We start from the raw sequence: 16,207 nt of genomic DNA, 5'->3' as shown, positions 1-16,207 counted from the left end.
ACATGGCCGTCACCGCTGCCGAGGTCGCCGTACTCGACGCGACCGAGACCCCGGCGTCCAACAAGCGCAGACTGCGATTCCTGCGCGGCCGCAAGACCGTCGTGGGCCTGGCGATCCTGGCCTTCTTCGTGGTGCTCGCCGTCGCCGGTCCGTGGCTCGCTCCGTACGACCCGGACACGATGAGCAATGCGATTCTCCAGCCGCCCTCGGGCGACCACTGGTTCGGCACCACGCAGACCGGACAGGACGTGCTCTCGCAGATCCTGGTCGGGACCCGCGGTGTCCTCATCGTGGGATTTGTCGCCGGGGTCTTCGCGACCGTGTTCTCGGTCCTGATCGGCGTCAGCTCGGGCTTTCTCGGAGGAGTCGCGGACGAGCTCCTCTCGGCGCTCTCCAACGTCTTCCTCGTCATCCCCGGTCTGCCGCTGATCATCATCATCGCGAGCTTCGTCTCCGACGCCGGCGACCTGCTCATCGCCGGTGTCATCGCCCTGACATCCTGGGCCTGGGGCGCACGGGTGCTGCGTGCCCAGACCCTTTCCCTGCGGCGCAGGGACTACGTCGAGGCGGCCCGCGCCACCGGCGAGTCCACCTGGCGGATCATCCTCTTCGAGATCCTCCCCAACCTGACCGCCGTCATCGCATCCGGCTTCGTCGGCACCGTGATCTTCGCCATCCTCTCCGAGATCACACTCGCCTTCATCGGCGTCGCCGACATCTCGAACTGGAACTGGGGGACCGTCCTCTTCTGGGCCCAGTCGAGCCAGGCACTCGCCCAGGGCGCGTGGTGGTGGTTCGTGCCGGCCGGTCTGTGCATCGCCCTGCTCGGTATGTCGCTCGCCCTCATCAACTTCGGCATCGACGAGTTCGTGAACCCGCGGCTGCGTACCGGGACGGGTGCGACGAAGGACGTCAGGATGCGGGTCGGCTTCACCCCTGTGGTGCGGGCCACGCGGAGCGGTCCGTCGCCGGACGGGCCGGAACCCGGACCCGGTCCGTCGCACGACGGCCCGGAACCCGGACCAGATCCCGTGGAGTCCGCGGCAGGCGCCACGCACGACAAGGAGCCCAGCTCATGAGCGAGCCCGTCCTCACCATCAGAGACCTCCACGTCGACTACGGCACCGGAGACGACGCCGTGCACGCGTTGCGCAACATCGACCTCACCCTGCATCGCGGTGAAGTTCTCGGCCTGGCGGGCGAGTCGGGATCGGGGAAGTCCACGCTCGCGTACGCGGTGACCCGGCTGCTCTCGCCGCCCGGTGTCATCACCGGCGGAGACGTCCACTACCACCGGCGCGACGGGGAGAAGGTGGACATTCTCTCGCTGTCCGCGCCGCAACTGAGGGCCTTCCGGTGGGCCGAACTGTCCATCGTTTTCCAGGGCGCGATGAACTCGCTCAACCCCGTCCATACCGTCCACAGCCAGCTCACCGACGTGCTGAAGGCGCACCGCCCGGAGATGAAACGGTCCGAACGCACCGACCGCGCGAAGGAGTTGCTCTCCCTGGTCGGTATCTCGGCGGACCGGCTCGGTGCGTATCCGCATCAGCTCTCCGGCGGGATGCGGCAGCGCGTGATGATCGCGATGGCGCTCGCGCTCGAGCCGGAAATCGTGATCATGGACGAGCCGACGACGGCGCTCGATGTCGTCATGCAGCGCCAGATCCTGCGTCAACTGGTCAAACTCCGCGAGGAGCTGGGCTTCTCGGTCGTCTTCATCACGCATGACATCTCGCTGCTGATCGAGTTCTCGGACCGCATCGCGATCATGTACGGCGGCCGGATCGTGGAGGAGGCCGGCGCAGCCGCCATCTACCGCGACGCCCGCCACCCGTACAGCGACGGTCTGCTCCACTCGTTCCCCGCCCTGCACGGCGCCCGCCGGGAGCTCGCCGGAATCCCCGGCTCGCCGCCGCACCTGGCGGCGATGCCGGCCGGATGCGCGTTCCATCCCCGCTGCCCGAAGGCGTTCGGCCCGTGCGCCACCCGGGTCCCCGTGCTCGCGGAGCCGGACGGAGGAGAGGCCCGGACGGTGGCCTGCTGGCTGCACCACCAGTCGGCGGGGGTGGGGTGACCGTGCCGTCATCACGTCCCCAGGACCGGCCCGCTTCCGTCAGGCGGAACCCCACGCCCGCCCGCATTTCAGGAGACTCATGAACCTCGTCACCCCCCAGGCCTACGCCCGCTCCGTCGCCCCGCAGGCCGTCACAGGTCTGCCCGCCGACTTCCGCTGGGGTGTCGCCACGGCCGCGTACCAGATCGAGGGCGCGGCCGCGGAGGACGGCAGGACCGCCTCGATCTGGGACACCTACTGCCGGGTGCCCGGCGCCGTCGTGCGGGGCGAGAACGGTGATGTGGCCTGCGACCACTACCACCGGATGCCCGAAGACGTACAGCTCATCGCCGATCTGGGCGTGGACACCTACCGGTTCTCGCTCGCCTGGCCACGCATTCAGCCGGGCGGCCGGGGCCCGGCGAACCAGAAGGGGCTGGACTTCTACAAGCGGCTCGTCGACGAACTGGACGCCAAGGGCGTCACCCCGTGGATCACGCTCTACCACTGGGACCTCCCGCAGGAACTGGAGGACGCCGGAGGCTGGCCGGTACGGGACACCGCGTACCGTTTCGCCGAGTACGCCCGGCTCGCCTACGACGCACTCGGGGACCGCGTCGCACACTGGACCACCTTGAACGAACCCTGGTGCTCCGCCATGCTCGGTTACGCATACGGCGTTCAGGCGCCGGGCCGGAAGAACTTCGGCGAGGCGCTGCACGCCGTGCACCACCTGCTGCTCGGTCATGGACTCGCCTCGCAGTACGTGCGGGGCGCCGCGGGCGGCAATCCCCTCGAACTTGGCATCACCCTCAACCTCGGCACGGCCACCCCCGAGACCGGGAGCGAGGCCGACCGTGAGGCATGCCGGCGGGCCGACGGACTGGGCCGGCGGCTCTATCTCGACCCCATCGTCCACGGAAGTTACCCCGAGGACGTGCTCGCCGACCTCGCCGCAGCCGATGTCGAACTGCCGGTCAGGGAAGGCGATCTGGAGATCATCTCCACTCCGCTCGACGTCCTCGGCGTCAACTTCTACCGGGGCACACTCTTCTCCGGCGTCTCCGAGGACGGCTCCACGGTGGACCCTGAGGGCCGTCCCGTCACCCGCGCGGTGCCGCGCGATCTGCCGCGTACCGCCATGGACTGGGAGATCACCCCGGACGAGCTGACCGACCTCCTGCTGGGCCTGGAGGACGACTACCACCTGCCGACCGTGGTCACGGAGAACGGCGCGGCCTTCGACGACACCGTCGCCGAGGACGGTGCGGTCCATGACGAGGACCGGACCACCTATCTCGCGGACCACATCGCAGCCGTGGCTGCCGCCCGCGCCCAGGGGGCCGATGTCCGGGGCTATTTCGCCTGGTCGCTGATGGACAACTTCGAGTGGTCCTACGGCTACGACAAGCGCTTCGGCATCGTCCGGGTCGACTACGACACCCAGGTGCGGACTCTCAAGGACAGCGCCAAGTGGTACCGCGACACGATCAATCTCACCCGTAACAGCTGAACGTTCCGAGGCACCCAACCGAGGGAGCAGCAATGCAACGCGTCCGCACTCGTACAAGACCCGGACCGAGGACAGCCGTGCTCGCTGCGGCCGCCGTACTGGCCGCACTGCTGCCCTTCGCGGGCGCGGGGGCGAGCGCCGCAGCCGATGACCCGGCGCCCGTCCCCGTCGACCGCTTCGAGGGTGAGGTCCCCTTCGCCGGCCAGCCCGCGGACGGCATCTTCACCTGGGGTGGTGACACCGACGACAACCCCACCCTGGCGCTGAAGGACCGCGCCGACGCGCCCGAGGGCGCCAAGGTCCTCGAAGGCTCCTACGACATCAGCGGATACGGCGGCTTCAGCCACGACTTCGCGGCCGCCGGACCCGCACACGACTGGTCGGCGAGCAAGGGCATCCGCTTCTGGTGGTTCGGTGAGAACACCGCACCGCTGCCCCCCGGTTCGGGCAAGAAGATCTCCTTCGAGATCAAGGACGGCGGTGCCAACGGCGAGGCATCCGAGCTGTGGACCACGTCCTTCACCGATGACTGGGAGGGCTGGCACCAGGTCGAGATCCCGTTCTCCGACTTCGTCTACCGCACCGACTACCAGCCGGTCGGCGGCATCGACCAGGTTCTCGGCCTCAACCAGATGTGGGGCTACGCGCTCACCCTGCCCACCGGCGTCAAGGGCGCGTTCGCCATGGACGACGTGGAGCTGTACGGCAAGGCGGACCCGGCTCTCTCGGCCAAGGTGACCACCGACGCGGCGGTCTACCCGGTGAAGGAGGGCGGCAGTGCCGCTGTGAAGATCGGCCTCGCCACCACCGGATCCGCGCCGATCACCGAGCCGGTCACCGTCGACTACACCACCGGAGGCGGTACTGCCGATTCCGGCACCGACTACACGCCGGTCTCCGGCACGGTGACCTTCCCGGCCGGTACCGAGTCCGGCGCGTCGAGGACCCTCTCGGTGACCACCAGGAAGGACAAGGCAGGCGAGCCCGCCGAGACCATCCCGGTCAAGCTCACAGTTACCGGGGCGAAGGCCCCCACGGAGACGCCGCAGGTCGTCATCGACGCCCACGGCCTCCCGTACCTCGATGCCCGGCTGCCGGTGAAGAAGCGCGTCGCCGACCTGCTCTCCCGGATGTCGCCCGAGGAGAAGGCCGGTCAGATGACCCAGGCCGAGCGCAACGCGCTGGGCTCACAGGGCGACATCGCCTCGTACGGTCTCGGCTCGCTGCTCTCCGGCGGCGGTTCGGTGCCCACCCCCAACACCCCGGCGGCCTGGGCCAGGATGGTCGACGGCTATCAGCTGCGCGCGCAGGCGACCCGCTTCCAGATCCCGCTGATCTACGGTGTGGACGCGGTGCACGGCCACAACAACGTCATCGGCTCGACGATCTTCCCGCACAACATCGGTATCGGCGCCACCCGTGACCCCTCGGTCGCCGAGAAGGAGGGCGCGGTCACCGCTTCCGAGGTCCGCGCCACCGGAATCCCCTGGGACTTCGCTCCCTGCCTGTGCGTCTCGCGTGACGAGCGCTGGGGCCGCACCTACGAGTCCTTCGGCGAGGACCCGGCCCTCGTCTCCTCCATGGAGACGGTGATCCAGGGCATGCAGGGCGCCGCGTCCGGCAAGGACCTCGACCGTAACGACAAGGTGCTGGCCACGGCCAAGCACTTCGTCGGCGACGGCGGCACCGAGTACGGCTCGTCGGCCACCGGCTCGTACACCATCGACCAGGGCGTCACCAAGGTCACCCAGCACGAGCTGGAAGCCGTCCACCTGGCGCCCTTCGGCGACGCGGTCAAGCGGGGCATCGGCACCGTGATGCCGTCCTACTCCTCGCTCGACATCATCGGCGATGACAAGCCGGCGGTGAAGATGCACGCCGACGCGGCGATGATCAACGATGTGCTGAAGCAGAAGATGGGCTTCAAGGGCTTTGTGATCAGCGACTACGCGGCGATCGACCAGATCCCCGGCGACTATGCGAGCGACGTCCGCACGTCGGTCAACGCCGGCCTGGACATGATCATGGTCCCGACCGACTACAAGAACTTCACCTCGACCCTGGAGGGCGAGGTGACGGCGGGCAACATCCCGCAGTCCCGTATCGACGACGCGGTCTCCCGCATCCTGACCCAGAAGTTCCAGCTGGGCCTGTTCGAGAAGCCGTACGCCGACACCTCCAACGCGGCCGGCATCGGCTCCCCGGAACACCGCGCCGTCGCTCGCGACGCGGCCGCCAAGTCCCAGGTGCTGCTGAAGAACTCGGGCGACGTGCTGCCGCTCACCTCCTCCCAGAAGGTCTATGTCGCGGGCTCCAACGCCGATGACATCGGCAACCAGGCCGGCGGCTGGACCGTCAGCTGGCAGGGCTCGTCGGGCAATATCACCACAGGCACCACCATCCTGGACGGCATGAAGAAGGACGCCGCATCGGTGACCTACTCCAAGGACGCGTCGGCCTCGACGGACGGCTACGACGTGGGTGTCGTGGTGGTCGGCGAGACCCCGTACGCGGAGGGTGTCGGCGATGTCGGCAACGGCAACGACCTGGAGCTGACCGCGGCCGACAAGGCGGCCGTCGACAAGGTCTGTGCCGCGATGAAGTGCGCGGTCCTGATCGTCTCGGGCCGTCCGCAGCTCATCGGCGACCGCCTCGGCGGCATCGACGCACTGGTGGCGTCCTGGCTGCCGGGCACCGAGGGCGACGGCGTGGCGGACGTACTGTTCGGGAAGAAGCCCTTCACGGGTCAACTCCCGCTCACCTGGCCCAAGTCCGAGTCCCAGCTGCCCATCAACGTCGGCGACACGACGTATGACCCGCAGTTCCCGTACGGATGGGGACTCACCACGCTCAAGCCGGTACCGGCGGGCGGGCAGCTGTCCCTGTCCGCGCTGGCACTGGCGGCGCACTTTGTCACGGCGGATTCGGTGGCCGGCCGGGCGGTGGCCACCGCGGCCCGCCAGATCGTCCAGCAGAAGATCGGTGGCACCATCACGGCGGCCACCTCCAAGCCGTTCGCCGATGCGGACCATCTGCTGCTGACCGGGGACCTGAAGGGGGCGATCGCCAAGCTGACGGCGGCCTACCTGGCGGCCTGACGACGCGGGCGGCATGAGCAGGGTGGGGCGGTACTCCGGCGGGAGCGCCGCCCCACCCGTCGTCACGGCGGCCCGTGCGGGCCCGCCCCGTCCGGGCCCGCACCCTTCCGTACGCCATCACCGAACCGGACCGCGCCGGCCGGCGTCTGCAGGGGCACCGGGGCGGCGGGCCGGAGGTCACTTCCACGTCGTACGCCGGCAGCCGGTGCCGCTACGCCCGGGGGAGCAGACCGGTGTCCGGCGCACCCGGACACCCGCCGGGACACCCCGCCGCGCCTGCCCTGCCGAACTGGCCACCTGCGCCGCATGGTTGGGTGCGGCGGGCCGGACGACGAGACGGCGCCCCACGGCCTCGATGGCTGAGGCCGCGGGGCGCCGTGTCGTCACCCGGCCGGGGGCGGCCGGGTCGCTCAGGACGTCGTTCAGACGGACTTGATGGCCGAGATGTCGAAGGCCAGCTTGACCTTGTCGCTGACCATGACACCGCCGGTCTCCAGGGCGGCGTTCCAGGTGAGGCCCCAGTCGGAGCGCAGGATCTCGGCGCTGCCCTCGAAGCCGACCCGCTCGTTGCCGTAGGGGTCGGTGGCCGCTCCGTGGAATTCCAGGTCGATGGCGAGCGCTTTGGTGACGTCCTTGATGGTCAGATCGCCGGTGAGCCGGTACTTGTCGCCGCCGAGCTGCTCGGCCCCCGACGAACGGAACGTCATGTGCGGGTACTGCTCGGCGTCGAAGAAGTCACCGCTGCGCAGATGGCCGTCACGGTCCGGGATACCGGTGTCGATGCTCTCGATCTTCACGTCGATGGTCGCGGTGGAGTTCTCCGGCTTCGCGCCGTCGAGGTGCAGCATTCCCTCGTGCTCGGCGAAGGAGCCGCGGACGTTGGTGACCATGGCGTGCCGCACGGCGAAACCGATGGTGCTGTGTGCCGGGTCGATGGTGTAGTCGCCGGACAGGGCGGCCAGTGCCGGGTCCACGTCGGGAGTCTCGGCAGTGCCCTCGGCGGTCGGGTTCTTACGGTTGAACAGAGCCATGGCTCCTCCTCGGGTGGTGACCGGCAAAGGTTGTTTAACCTTCAATGATGTTTACTCTAAACCCATCTGGTTCAAACTTCAACATCTTCTTCTTCTCTGTCGGTCGCGAGTGTTCCAGCGGAGCGCGACGCCCTCTGGCGGACGCGCGTAGAACTACGGCAATATCTCTCTCTGCTCCACCTGCACAGCCGTCCCACAGACAACACGGTCATCAGCAGGAGGGAATCCCCCATGAAACTCCGCTCGGTCATCAGCGCGCTCGCGCTCGTCCTCGGCGTGCTCTTCGCGCCCGGCGTGGGCATCCTCGGAAGTGCCACCGAGGCCTTCGCCGTCACCAAGATCAGCCATGCCACCGCAACCTCGATGTTCCGTTCGTCCGGCATCACCTGGTCGTCGTCGGGCGGCTGCTCGGACCGGAACAACTCCACCTGCACCTCGTTCGACCAGCTCAATCTGGCCACCGCGCAGGGTGCGCAGACGCTGAAGAGTGCCGACGGCTGCGCTACGAACATCACCGGCGGAACCGAGACAGGACATGCCAGCGGTACCTATTCGCACTGGAACGGCTACAAGCTCGACATCGCCAAGACCACCTGTCTGACGAACTATGTCAAGAACACCTTCACCTATATAGGACTGCGCGGTGACGGCTATCCGCAGTGGAAGTCGGGCGCGGGCAACGTGTACGCGGACGAAGGCAGCCACTGGGATGTGACGTTCTACAACTGCGGCGGCTGCTGACCGGGCGGGCCCTGGCCCATCCGCCGGGCCGGGCGGCACGGCGCGCCTTCGGGCGGCGCCGCCCGGTCCGGATGTCCGAGGGGCGATTTGCAAGCCAAACTGCCGCTCCAGTACGGGTGTTGCTGTGGCAGGATGCCTGGGGGTGGCGATGATCCGCAGGGACGGGTGTGCCGGCTCACGTCCCTCCTTCCGCAGGACGGCCGGACATTTCTTGGAGCCACCATGACGACAGACACCCCACAGCCCCACTCGCGGATCGACACCAGCCGGCCGCACCCCGCTCGCATCTACGACTACCTCCTCGGCGGCAAGGACAATTACCCCGTCGACCAGGCGCTCGCCGAGCGGCTGACGGACGAGGCGAAGGAAGGCGCCAGGGACAACCGGGCCTTCATGCACCGTGCGGTCAGCTGGGTGGCCCGCAGTGGCATCGACCAGTTCCTCGACATCGGGACCGGCATCCCGACCGAGCCGAATCTCCATCAGATAGTCCAGGGCATCAATCCGAAGGCGCGGATCGTCTACACCGACAACGATCCGATCGTGCTGCGCCATGCCGAGGCGCTGCTGGTCAGTACGCCGGACGGTGCCACCGACTACATCCAGGCCGATGTCCGCGAGCCGGGACGGATCCTCGATCACGCCACCACCCTGCTGGACTTCAGCCGGCCCGTCTGTCTGTCGCTCATCGCCCTGTTGCACTTCGTCCCCGACGAGGACGACCCCTACGGCATCGCCCGCACCCTTGTCGACGCACTGGCCCCGGGCAGTTGTCTTGTGCTCTCCCACCTGACCACGGACTTCCTCTCAGACGAACAGAACAAGATCGCCGAGTACCGGTCGAGCGGCATCAACCTGCGCCCGAGGACCCGGGCCGAGGTGGAGCCGTTCTTCGAAGGGCTCGAGCTCGTGGAGCCCGGTCTGGTGACGCGGTGGTACAAGGACACGCCGCCGCCGAGCGGAGGCACGGACCTCGGGTACGCGGGAATCGCGTTCGTCCGCTGAACCGCTGAACCGCTGAACCGCGGGGCCGCCGGGCCGGCCGTTCCGGCGGCCCTTCGCGCCGCAACCGGTGGTAAGCGCTTTCCTTTTCTGTGTCCTGGCCATTGATCGTGCCCGCGAGGCACTGCTAGACCGGCGGTAGCCGATCGAAGAGTCTCTGCCACCGGGAGTCCGCTGTGCTGCTGCCGCCCCCCAGATCCCGTCGCTGGTCCCGCCGCGCCTTCCTCGCCGGCACGGGAGCGGGCGTCATCGCTCTCGCTGCCGCGGCCCGGGCGAACTCCGCACCGAGAACCCTTCAGGCTCCGGACGACGAATACGCGGTGCTGCGCGGCCGCTGGCTCGAACTCGCCCTCGGCGCCGGCTACGACGCCGCGTCCGAGCCGTATGCCTCCCGGCTCGCGGCGACCGGTGCCCTCGCAGCGCAGTTCCGGGCCTCGATGGCCCCGGCGGACAACTCGCTCTGGACGGACTATCCGTTCGACCCGCCCTCCGGCATCACCCAGAGCTACAGCCGCCTGTGGACCATGACCCAGGCGTTCCTCCAGGACGGCACGGGTCTCACCGGTGACACCGCGCTCCTTGCGGACATCATCTCCGGTACCGACCATCTCTCCGCGAGGATCTACCGTCCGGCGACCACGCCCTACGGGAACTGGTGGGAATGGCAGATAGGCAGCCCCCGGCTGCTGATGGACCTGGTCACCGCCCTGCACGACCAGCTTTCCGAAGCCCGGATCCAGGACGCCTGCGCGGCCGTCGACCATTTCATCCCGGACGCGGTCCTCGCCGACTACTCCGGGACCTCGACCGGTGCCAACCGCGTCGACCTCTGCCGCTCGGTCGCCATGCGCGGTGTCAACGGGCGCGCTCCGGAGAAGATTGCGCTCGCGCGTGACGCCCTGTCGCCGGTCTACCCGTATGTCACCGGCGGCGACGGGCTCTACCCCGACGGCTCGTTCATCCAGCACTCGACGATCTCCTACTCCGGCACCTACGGCCAGGTCATGCTGGACGGGCTCGGCAGGCTCTTCACCCTCCTCGACGGTTCGACCTGGGCGGTCACCGACCCCGGCCGGCAGGTCATACTGGACAGCGTCGAGCACGCCTACGCTCCGGTGATCTACAACGGTCTGGCCATGGACAGCGTCAACGGGCGTGCCATCAGCCGGGGTTACCTCAAGGGCGACGACCAGCACGTGATGCGCAGCGACCATTTCCACGGCAAGGCACTGATCGCCGCCATGGCTGTCATCGCGGGCGGGGCTTCGGACGCCGAGCGGCTGCGCTGGCAGGCAATGATCAAGGGGTGGATCGAGCGGGACACGACGACCCCGATCCTGACCTCTCCCCAGTTCGGCGTCGGGGACCTCTCGCGTCTCCAGGCGGTCGCCGAAGCCCCGGCCCCGGCTGCCCCGGAACCGGTGGCGCACCACCTGTTCGCGTCCATGGACCGGGCTGTGCACCGCCGCCGCGACTGGGCCGCCAATATCTCCATGTGCTCCGAGCGGATCTCCTACTACGAGTGCGGCAACGGGGAGAATCCGCACGGCTGGCACACCGGGGCCGGAATGCTCTGCTGGTGGCCGGCGGAGAAGGCCAACGACCAGTACACCGACTGGTTCTGGCCGACCGTCGACCCGTACCGCCTGCCCGGAACGACCGTGTCCACCAAGCGCCTCGCCGACCGTGCGGGCGGTGAGTGGGGCGCGGCCAAGCCCGCGGTGCAATGGGTGGGCGGATCCAGCGACGGCGAGTTCGCGGCTGTCGGCCAGCATGTGAAGGGCCTGACGTCGACCCTGGAAGCCCGCAAGTCGTGGTTCTGCGCGGCGGACACAGTGATCTGTCTCGGCGCGGGCATCACTGCCACCGACGGCGTCCCGGTCGAGACGGTCGTCGACAATCGCAACCTGGGCGCAGACGGTACCGGCGAGTTCACCGTCGATGGACGGCGCCACCCGCACTGGGCACATCTCGAGGGCCACGGCGGCTGGGTCTTCCCCGGAGGCACCGGTGCGCTGCGTACCCTGCGCGAGGCCCGCACGGGGTCCTGGAGCGACATCAACAGCACCAGCACCACCGAGCAGCGGACCCGGATCTACCGGACCCTCTGGCTCGACCACGGAACCGATCCGGCGGACGCGTCCTACGCCTATCTGCTGATGCCCGGGGCCTCGCGGCGCGCCCTGACGGCCCGCGCTGCCGACCGTGGCTGGCTGGAGGTCCTCCGCAACACCGCGGAACAGCAGGCGGTGACCGTCCGCTCACTCGGGCTGACCGCGGTGAACTTCTGGCAGGCCGGTACGGTGGGGCCGGTCTCCGTCACCTCCCCGGCGAGCGTCCTTATGCGCGGCAACGGGCGCCGAGCGACGCTGCACATCAGCGAGCCGCCCCGGACCGGGCAGCCGGTGGAGATCGTCCTGGACCGTCCGGTACACCGGGTGACCAGCGCGGACTCATCGGTTCAGGTGCTGTCCACCGGGCGCACACTGCGGCTGCGGGTTACTCCTGGGACAGCAGGGGCGACTCATGGCTGTGAGGTAATCCTCAGCTGAACCTGTTGTGGGACCTCCACAACGCGGAGTGGTCCTGGCCTGGCACTTGGGCTGCCCGGCCGGGGTCTTCTGTCCATGGCCACCAGGAAACTGGGCCGGAGACTGTGCGAAGTGCACTGCGTGTTTTGTTGGTGGAGTTCGTAGTGTCGATACATGACCGTTTTGGACGAGACCACGGGTGAGCCCTCCGACGCGCGTGGGCGGGTGGCGGAGCTGTTGGCGTTGCGCGAGCAGGCGCGGCTCGGCCCGAGCGAGCGTGCGACCGAGGCTCAGCACGCGAAGGGCAAGCTGACCGCGCGTGAGCGGATCGAGCTGCTGCTCGACGCGGGCTCGTTCAAGGAGGTCGAGCAGCTGCGCCGGCACCGGGCGTCGGGCTTCGGCCTGGAGGCGAAGAAGCCCTTTACCGATGGTGTGATCACCGGGTGGGGAACGGTCGAGGGCCGGACGGTCTTCGTCTATGCGCACGATTTCCGGATCTTCGGCGGGGCGCTGGGCGAGGCACATGCCACGAAGATCCACAAGATCATGGACATGGCGATTTCGGCGGGTGCGCCGCTGGTGTCCCTGAACGACGGCGCGGGCGCCCGTATTCAGGAGGGCGTCTCGGCGCTGGCCGGCTACGGCGGGATCTTCCAGCGCAACACCCGGGCCTCCGGTGTCATCCCGCAGATCAGTGTGATGCTCGGCCCGTGCGCGGGCGGCGCGGCCTACAGCCCCGCCCTCACCGACTTCGTGTTCATGGTGCGGGAGACCTCGCAGATGTTCATCACGGGTCCGGACGTGGTCCGTGCGGTGACCGGTGAGGAGATCACCCAGAACGGGCTCGGTGGCGCGGACGTGCACGCCGAGACGTCCGGCGTCGCGCATTTCGCGTATGACGACGAGGAGACCTGCATCGCCGAGGTGCGGTATCTGATCTCGATGCTGCCTTCGAACAACCGGGAGAACCCGCCGTCGCATCCGAGCGAGGACCCGGTCGACCGGCGTTCGGATGTGCTGCTGGATCTGGTGCCGGCCGACGGGAACCGCCCGTACGACATGCACCAGGTCATCGAGGAGCTGGTGGACGACGGGGACTACCTGGAGGTTCACGAGCGGTGGGCGCGGAACATCATCTGTGCGCTGGCGCGGCTGGACGGCCAGGTGGTGGGGATCGTGGCGAACCAGCCGCAGGCCCTGGCGGGTGTGCTGGACATCGAGGCGTCGGAGAAGGCCGCCCGGTTCGTTCAGATGTGCGATGCGTTCAACATTCCGATCATCACTCTTCTGGACGTACCGGGGTTCCTTCCCGGTGTGGACCAGGAGCACGGCGGGATCATCCGGCACGGGGCGAAGCTGCTGTACGCGTACTGCAATGCCACGGTGCCGCGGATCTCGCTCATCCTGCGCAAGGCGTACGGGGGTGCTTACATCGTGATGGATTCCCAGTCGATCGGTGCGGACCTCACGTATGCGTGGCCGACGAATGAGATCGCCGTGATGGGAGCGGAGGGCGCTGCGAATGTCATCTTCCGCAAGCAGATCGCCGAGGCCGCCGATCCGGACGCGATGCGGGCCCGGATGGTCAAGGAGTACAAGGCCGAGTTGATGCACCCCTACTACGCCGCGGAGCGGGGCCTGGTCGATGACGTGATCGATCCGGCCGAGACCCGTGAGGTGCTGATCGCCTCGCTGGCGATGCTGCGGACCAAACACGCCGATCTGCCGTCCCGCAAGCACGGCAACCCGCCCCAGTAAGACACCAGGAGACACCCCTTGAGCATCCCCACCGAGACCGCCCCTGTTCCCGAGACCGCCCCGGCCCCCGAGACGGCCGCGGCCGTCGCTTCACTGCTGCGGGTCGAGAAGGGCCACGCCGAGCCGGAGGAACTCGCCGCGATCACCGCGATCCTCCTCGCCCGGACCGGAACCCGGTCCCGGACCGGTATCCCCTCTTTCTCCGTCCGCTCCACCGCCGGCTGGCGACGCCTCGAGCGCACCCCCGGCTTCCGCGCACCGCACTCCTGGCAGGGCTGAACCGGCCGCCGGGCTACTGGACGTCGAACTCGTTGCCCTCGGGGTCGGCCATGGTGACGTGGTTGCTGCCGCGATCGTTCACCCTGTGCAGCACCGTCGCTCCGATGCCCTGCAGCCGCTCCACCTCGGCGTCGCGTTGCCCGGGCCCGACATGCAGATCCATGTGCAGCCGGTTCTTGCCCTGTTTGGTCTCGGGGACCGCCTGGAAGAGCACCCGTCTGCCGAGGCCGGTACCGGTGTCCGGGTCCACCGGGTCGTCGGGATGGCGTACCGCGGCGAGCTGCCGGAACGCCCGTCGGCCGTCCACCGTGGTGATGTCGTCCCCGGTGACCGCCCCCATGCCGAGCAGCCGGCCGATGAACGAACTGTGCTCCTCCACCTCGTAGCCGAGCGCCGCAGCCCAGAAGCCCGCGAGCGGGACGGGATCCGCGCAGTCGACGACCAGCTTCCAGTGCACAGCCATGCGATCCTCCGGGGCGTTGTGTGACAGCACGTGGCCCGGCGACCATACGCCGCAACGCGAAGGCCCGCGCTCCGACCGGAGCGCGGGCCTTCGGCGAGTGAGCCGGACGCGGTCTACCGCAGGCGGGCCATCAGTGCGTGTTCGACGAGCGTGATCAGCGCGCTCTTGGCGTCCGCGCGGTGGCGGGCGTCGGTGGTGAGGATCGGGGTGTCGGGGCCGATCTGCAGGGCTTCGCGTACCTCGTCCGGGGTGTACGGCTGGTGTCCGTCGAAGCCGTTGAGGGCGATGACGAAGGGGAGCCCCGAGTTCTCGAAGTAGTCCACCGCCGGGAAGCAGTCGGCAAGACGGCGGGTGTCGACCAGCACGACCGCGCCGATGGCGCCGCGTACCAGGTCGTCCCACATGAACCAGAAGCGGTCCTGTCCGGGGGTGCCGAACAGGTACAGGATCAGATCCTGGTCGAGCGTGATACGGCCGAAGTCCATGGCCACCGTCGTGGTGGTCTTGTCCCCGGTGTGCGTGAGGTCGTCGATGCCCGCCGAAGCAGACGTCATGACGGCCTCGGTACGCAGCGGGTTGATCTCCGAGACGGCGCCGACGAACGTGGTCTTGCCCACGCCGAAGCCCCCTGCCACCACGATTTTCGCGGAGGTAGTGGAGCGGGCTGCACCGCCGCTAGAGCTTGCGAAGTCCACTGAGCACCCTTTCGAGCAGTGTCACGGCTGGCTGGCCGCCGGCGGCCTCGTCGCCGCCTGGCTGATGAATGGCGACGAGACCGGCCTCTGCCAGATCGGCGACGAGGATCCGGGCGACGCCGAGGGGAATCGTAAGAAGTGCGGAGATCTCGGCAATCGACTTGATCTCGACACAGAGCCGGCAGATCCGCTGGTGCTCGGGCAGCTGCCCTTGCAACCGTGACGGGTCGGCCGTGGTGTGCACCAGCGCCTCGATGGCGAGTTGGTAGCGCGGCCGGGTCCGGCCTCCGGTCATCGCGTAAGGGCGCACCAGAGGGTTGTGGGTGGCACGTGCCGGCTCCGGCGCCTTACGCGGCTGCACCGGCTGGATACGGGGCGGCTGGTCGTACGGCGACGGCGGCTCGGGCTGCGGCCGGTAGGGCTGCTGGCCCTGTCTGCCCGGCGTGGAGGGAAAGTTGTAGCGGGTCCGGTCGTAGTCACCCGGAGACTGCTGTCCACCGTGGTACGGGTGACCGCCTGGGGGCGTTGCCACGTTTCCTCCTCCGACTGCCGGTCGTTGTTGCTGTGGAGCCGCGCCACCGCACCATATGGTGCGGTGACGAGAAACGCACTGTCTGTTTGCTAGTTGAGAAGACTTCCCTGGAGCTCGGCACGCAGGTCCGGGGTGAGGACACTGCCTGCACGATCGACCAGAAGTGCCATTTCGTACCCCACAAGACCGATGTCGGCCTCGGGATGCGCGAGCACGGCCAGCGAGGAGCCGTCGGAGACGGACATGATGAAGAGGAAACCTCGCTCCATCTCCACGACGGTCTGGTTCACATGACCGCCCTCGAAGATCCGGGACGCTCCCGCGGTCAGCGAGGTCAGCCCGGAAGCCACTGCTGCCAGCTGGTCGGCGCGGTCACGCGGGAACCCCTCGGACATGGCCAGAAGGAGTCCGTCGGCGGAGACCACCACTGTGTGGGACACCCCGGGGGTGTTGTCCACGAAATTGGTGATCAACCAGTTCAGGTTCTGTGCCGCCTGGCTCATCGGGC

At 68.5% G+C, this 16,207-nt stretch carries 14 protein-coding genes; 9 read left to right on the top strand and 5 right to left on the bottom strand.

The window, feature by feature from the left end:
* Positions 1-2 precede the first annotated feature (2 nt).
* The 4 genes from OHS16_RS08105 to OHS16_RS08090 all read left to right on the top strand — a co-directional run bounded on the left by OHS16_RS08105 (position 3) and on the right by OHS16_RS08090 (position 6,667).
* Positions 3-1,079 (top strand): ABC transporter permease, encoded by a 1,077-nt coding sequence (locus tag OHS16_RS08105; protein WP_328536491.1) that lies wholly within the window; start codon positions 3-5, stop codon positions 1,077-1,079.
* Positions 1,076-2,077: an ABC transporter ATP-binding protein gene (locus OHS16_RS08100; RefSeq protein ID WP_328536490.1), complete on the top strand. Its 1,002-nt coding sequence runs from the start codon at positions 1,076-1,078 to the stop codon at positions 2,075-2,077. The genes OHS16_RS08105 and OHS16_RS08100 overlap by 4 nt, the downstream gene beginning before the upstream one ends.
* 79 nt (positions 2,078-2,156) lie before the next feature.
* Positions 2,157-3,569, top strand: coding sequence for a GH1 family beta-glucosidase (locus OHS16_RS08095; RefSeq protein ID WP_328536489.1), 1,413 nt, complete (start codon positions 2,157-2,159; stop codon positions 3,567-3,569).
* Between the two features lie 32 nt (positions 3,570-3,601).
* Complete coding sequence (locus OHS16_RS08090; RefSeq protein WP_328536488.1) at positions 3,602-6,667, top strand: glycoside hydrolase family 3 protein; 3,066 nt, start codon at positions 3,602-3,604, stop codon at positions 6,665-6,667.
* Positions 6,668-7,089: 422 nt separating this feature from the next.
* On the opposite strand, the gene OHS16_RS08085 is transcribed toward OHS16_RS08090, so the two are convergent.
* Positions 7,090-7,698 (bottom strand): YceI family protein, encoded by a 609-nt coding sequence (locus tag OHS16_RS08085; protein ID WP_328536487.1) that lies wholly within the window; start codon positions 7,696-7,698, stop codon positions 7,090-7,092.
* 231 nt (positions 7,699-7,929) lie between these two features.
* Here OHS16_RS08085 and OHS16_RS08080 point away from each other — a divergent pair, with 231 nt between their 5' ends.
* From OHS16_RS08080 to OHS16_RS08060, 5 genes are all read left to right on the top strand, one after another.
* Positions 7,930-8,439: a hypothetical protein gene (locus OHS16_RS08080; protein ID WP_328536486.1), complete on the top strand. Its 510-nt coding sequence runs from the start codon at positions 7,930-7,932 to the stop codon at positions 8,437-8,439.
* A 222-nt stretch (positions 8,440-8,661) separates the two neighbouring features.
* Entirely contained in the window at positions 8,662-9,444 is a 783-nt protein-coding gene (locus tag OHS16_RS08075; RefSeq protein WP_328536485.1) for an SAM-dependent methyltransferase, read from the top strand.
* A 179-nt stretch (positions 9,445-9,623) separates the two neighbouring features.
* Positions 9,624-11,993, top strand: coding sequence for a polysaccharide lyase 8 family protein (locus OHS16_RS08070; RefSeq protein WP_443042753.1), 2,370 nt, complete (start codon positions 9,624-9,626; stop codon positions 11,991-11,993).
* Between the two features lie 153 nt (positions 11,994-12,146).
* Positions 12,147-13,730, top strand: a complete 1,584-nt coding sequence (locus OHS16_RS08065) for an acyl-CoA carboxylase subunit beta (protein ID WP_328536483.1) — start codon at positions 12,147-12,149, stop codon at positions 13,728-13,730.
* A 93-nt stretch (positions 13,731-13,823) separates the two neighbouring features.
* Entirely contained in the window at positions 13,824-14,009 is a 186-nt protein-coding gene (locus OHS16_RS08060) for an acyl-CoA carboxylase subunit epsilon (protein ID WP_328540757.1), read from the top strand.
* Between the two features lie 13 nt (positions 14,010-14,022).
* On the opposite strand, the gene OHS16_RS08055 is transcribed toward OHS16_RS08060, so the two are convergent.
* The 4 genes from OHS16_RS08055 to OHS16_RS08040 all read right to left on the bottom strand — a co-directional run bounded on the left by OHS16_RS08055 (position 14,023) and on the right by OHS16_RS08040 (position 16,202).
* Entirely contained in the window at positions 14,023-14,472 is a 450-nt protein-coding gene (locus OHS16_RS08055; protein ID WP_328536482.1) for a VOC family protein, read from the bottom strand.
* A 113-nt stretch (positions 14,473-14,585) separates the two neighbouring features.
* Positions 14,586-15,167, bottom strand: coding sequence for a GTP-binding protein (locus tag OHS16_RS08050; protein ID WP_014048542.1), 582 nt, complete (start codon positions 15,165-15,167; stop codon positions 14,586-14,588).
* Complete coding sequence (locus OHS16_RS08045) at positions 15,148-15,699, bottom strand: DUF742 domain-containing protein (RefSeq protein ID WP_328536481.1); 552 nt, start codon at positions 15,697-15,699, stop codon at positions 15,148-15,150. Before OHS16_RS08045 ends, OHS16_RS08050 begins: the two co-directional genes overlap by 20 nt.
* Positions 15,700-15,788: 89 nt before the next feature.
* A complete protein-coding gene (locus OHS16_RS08040) occupies positions 15,789-16,202 on the bottom strand; it encodes a roadblock/LC7 domain-containing protein (RefSeq protein ID WP_164260062.1) in 414 nt (137 codons plus the stop codon).
* Positions 16,203-16,207 lie beyond the last annotated feature (5 nt).

The sequence above is a fragment of the Streptomyces sp. NBC_00344 genome, from assembly GCF_036088315.1.
GTDB lineage: Bacteria > Actinomycetota > Actinomycetes > Streptomycetales > Streptomycetaceae > Streptomyces.
This window is presented reverse-complemented; position numbering and strand designations above follow the sequence as displayed.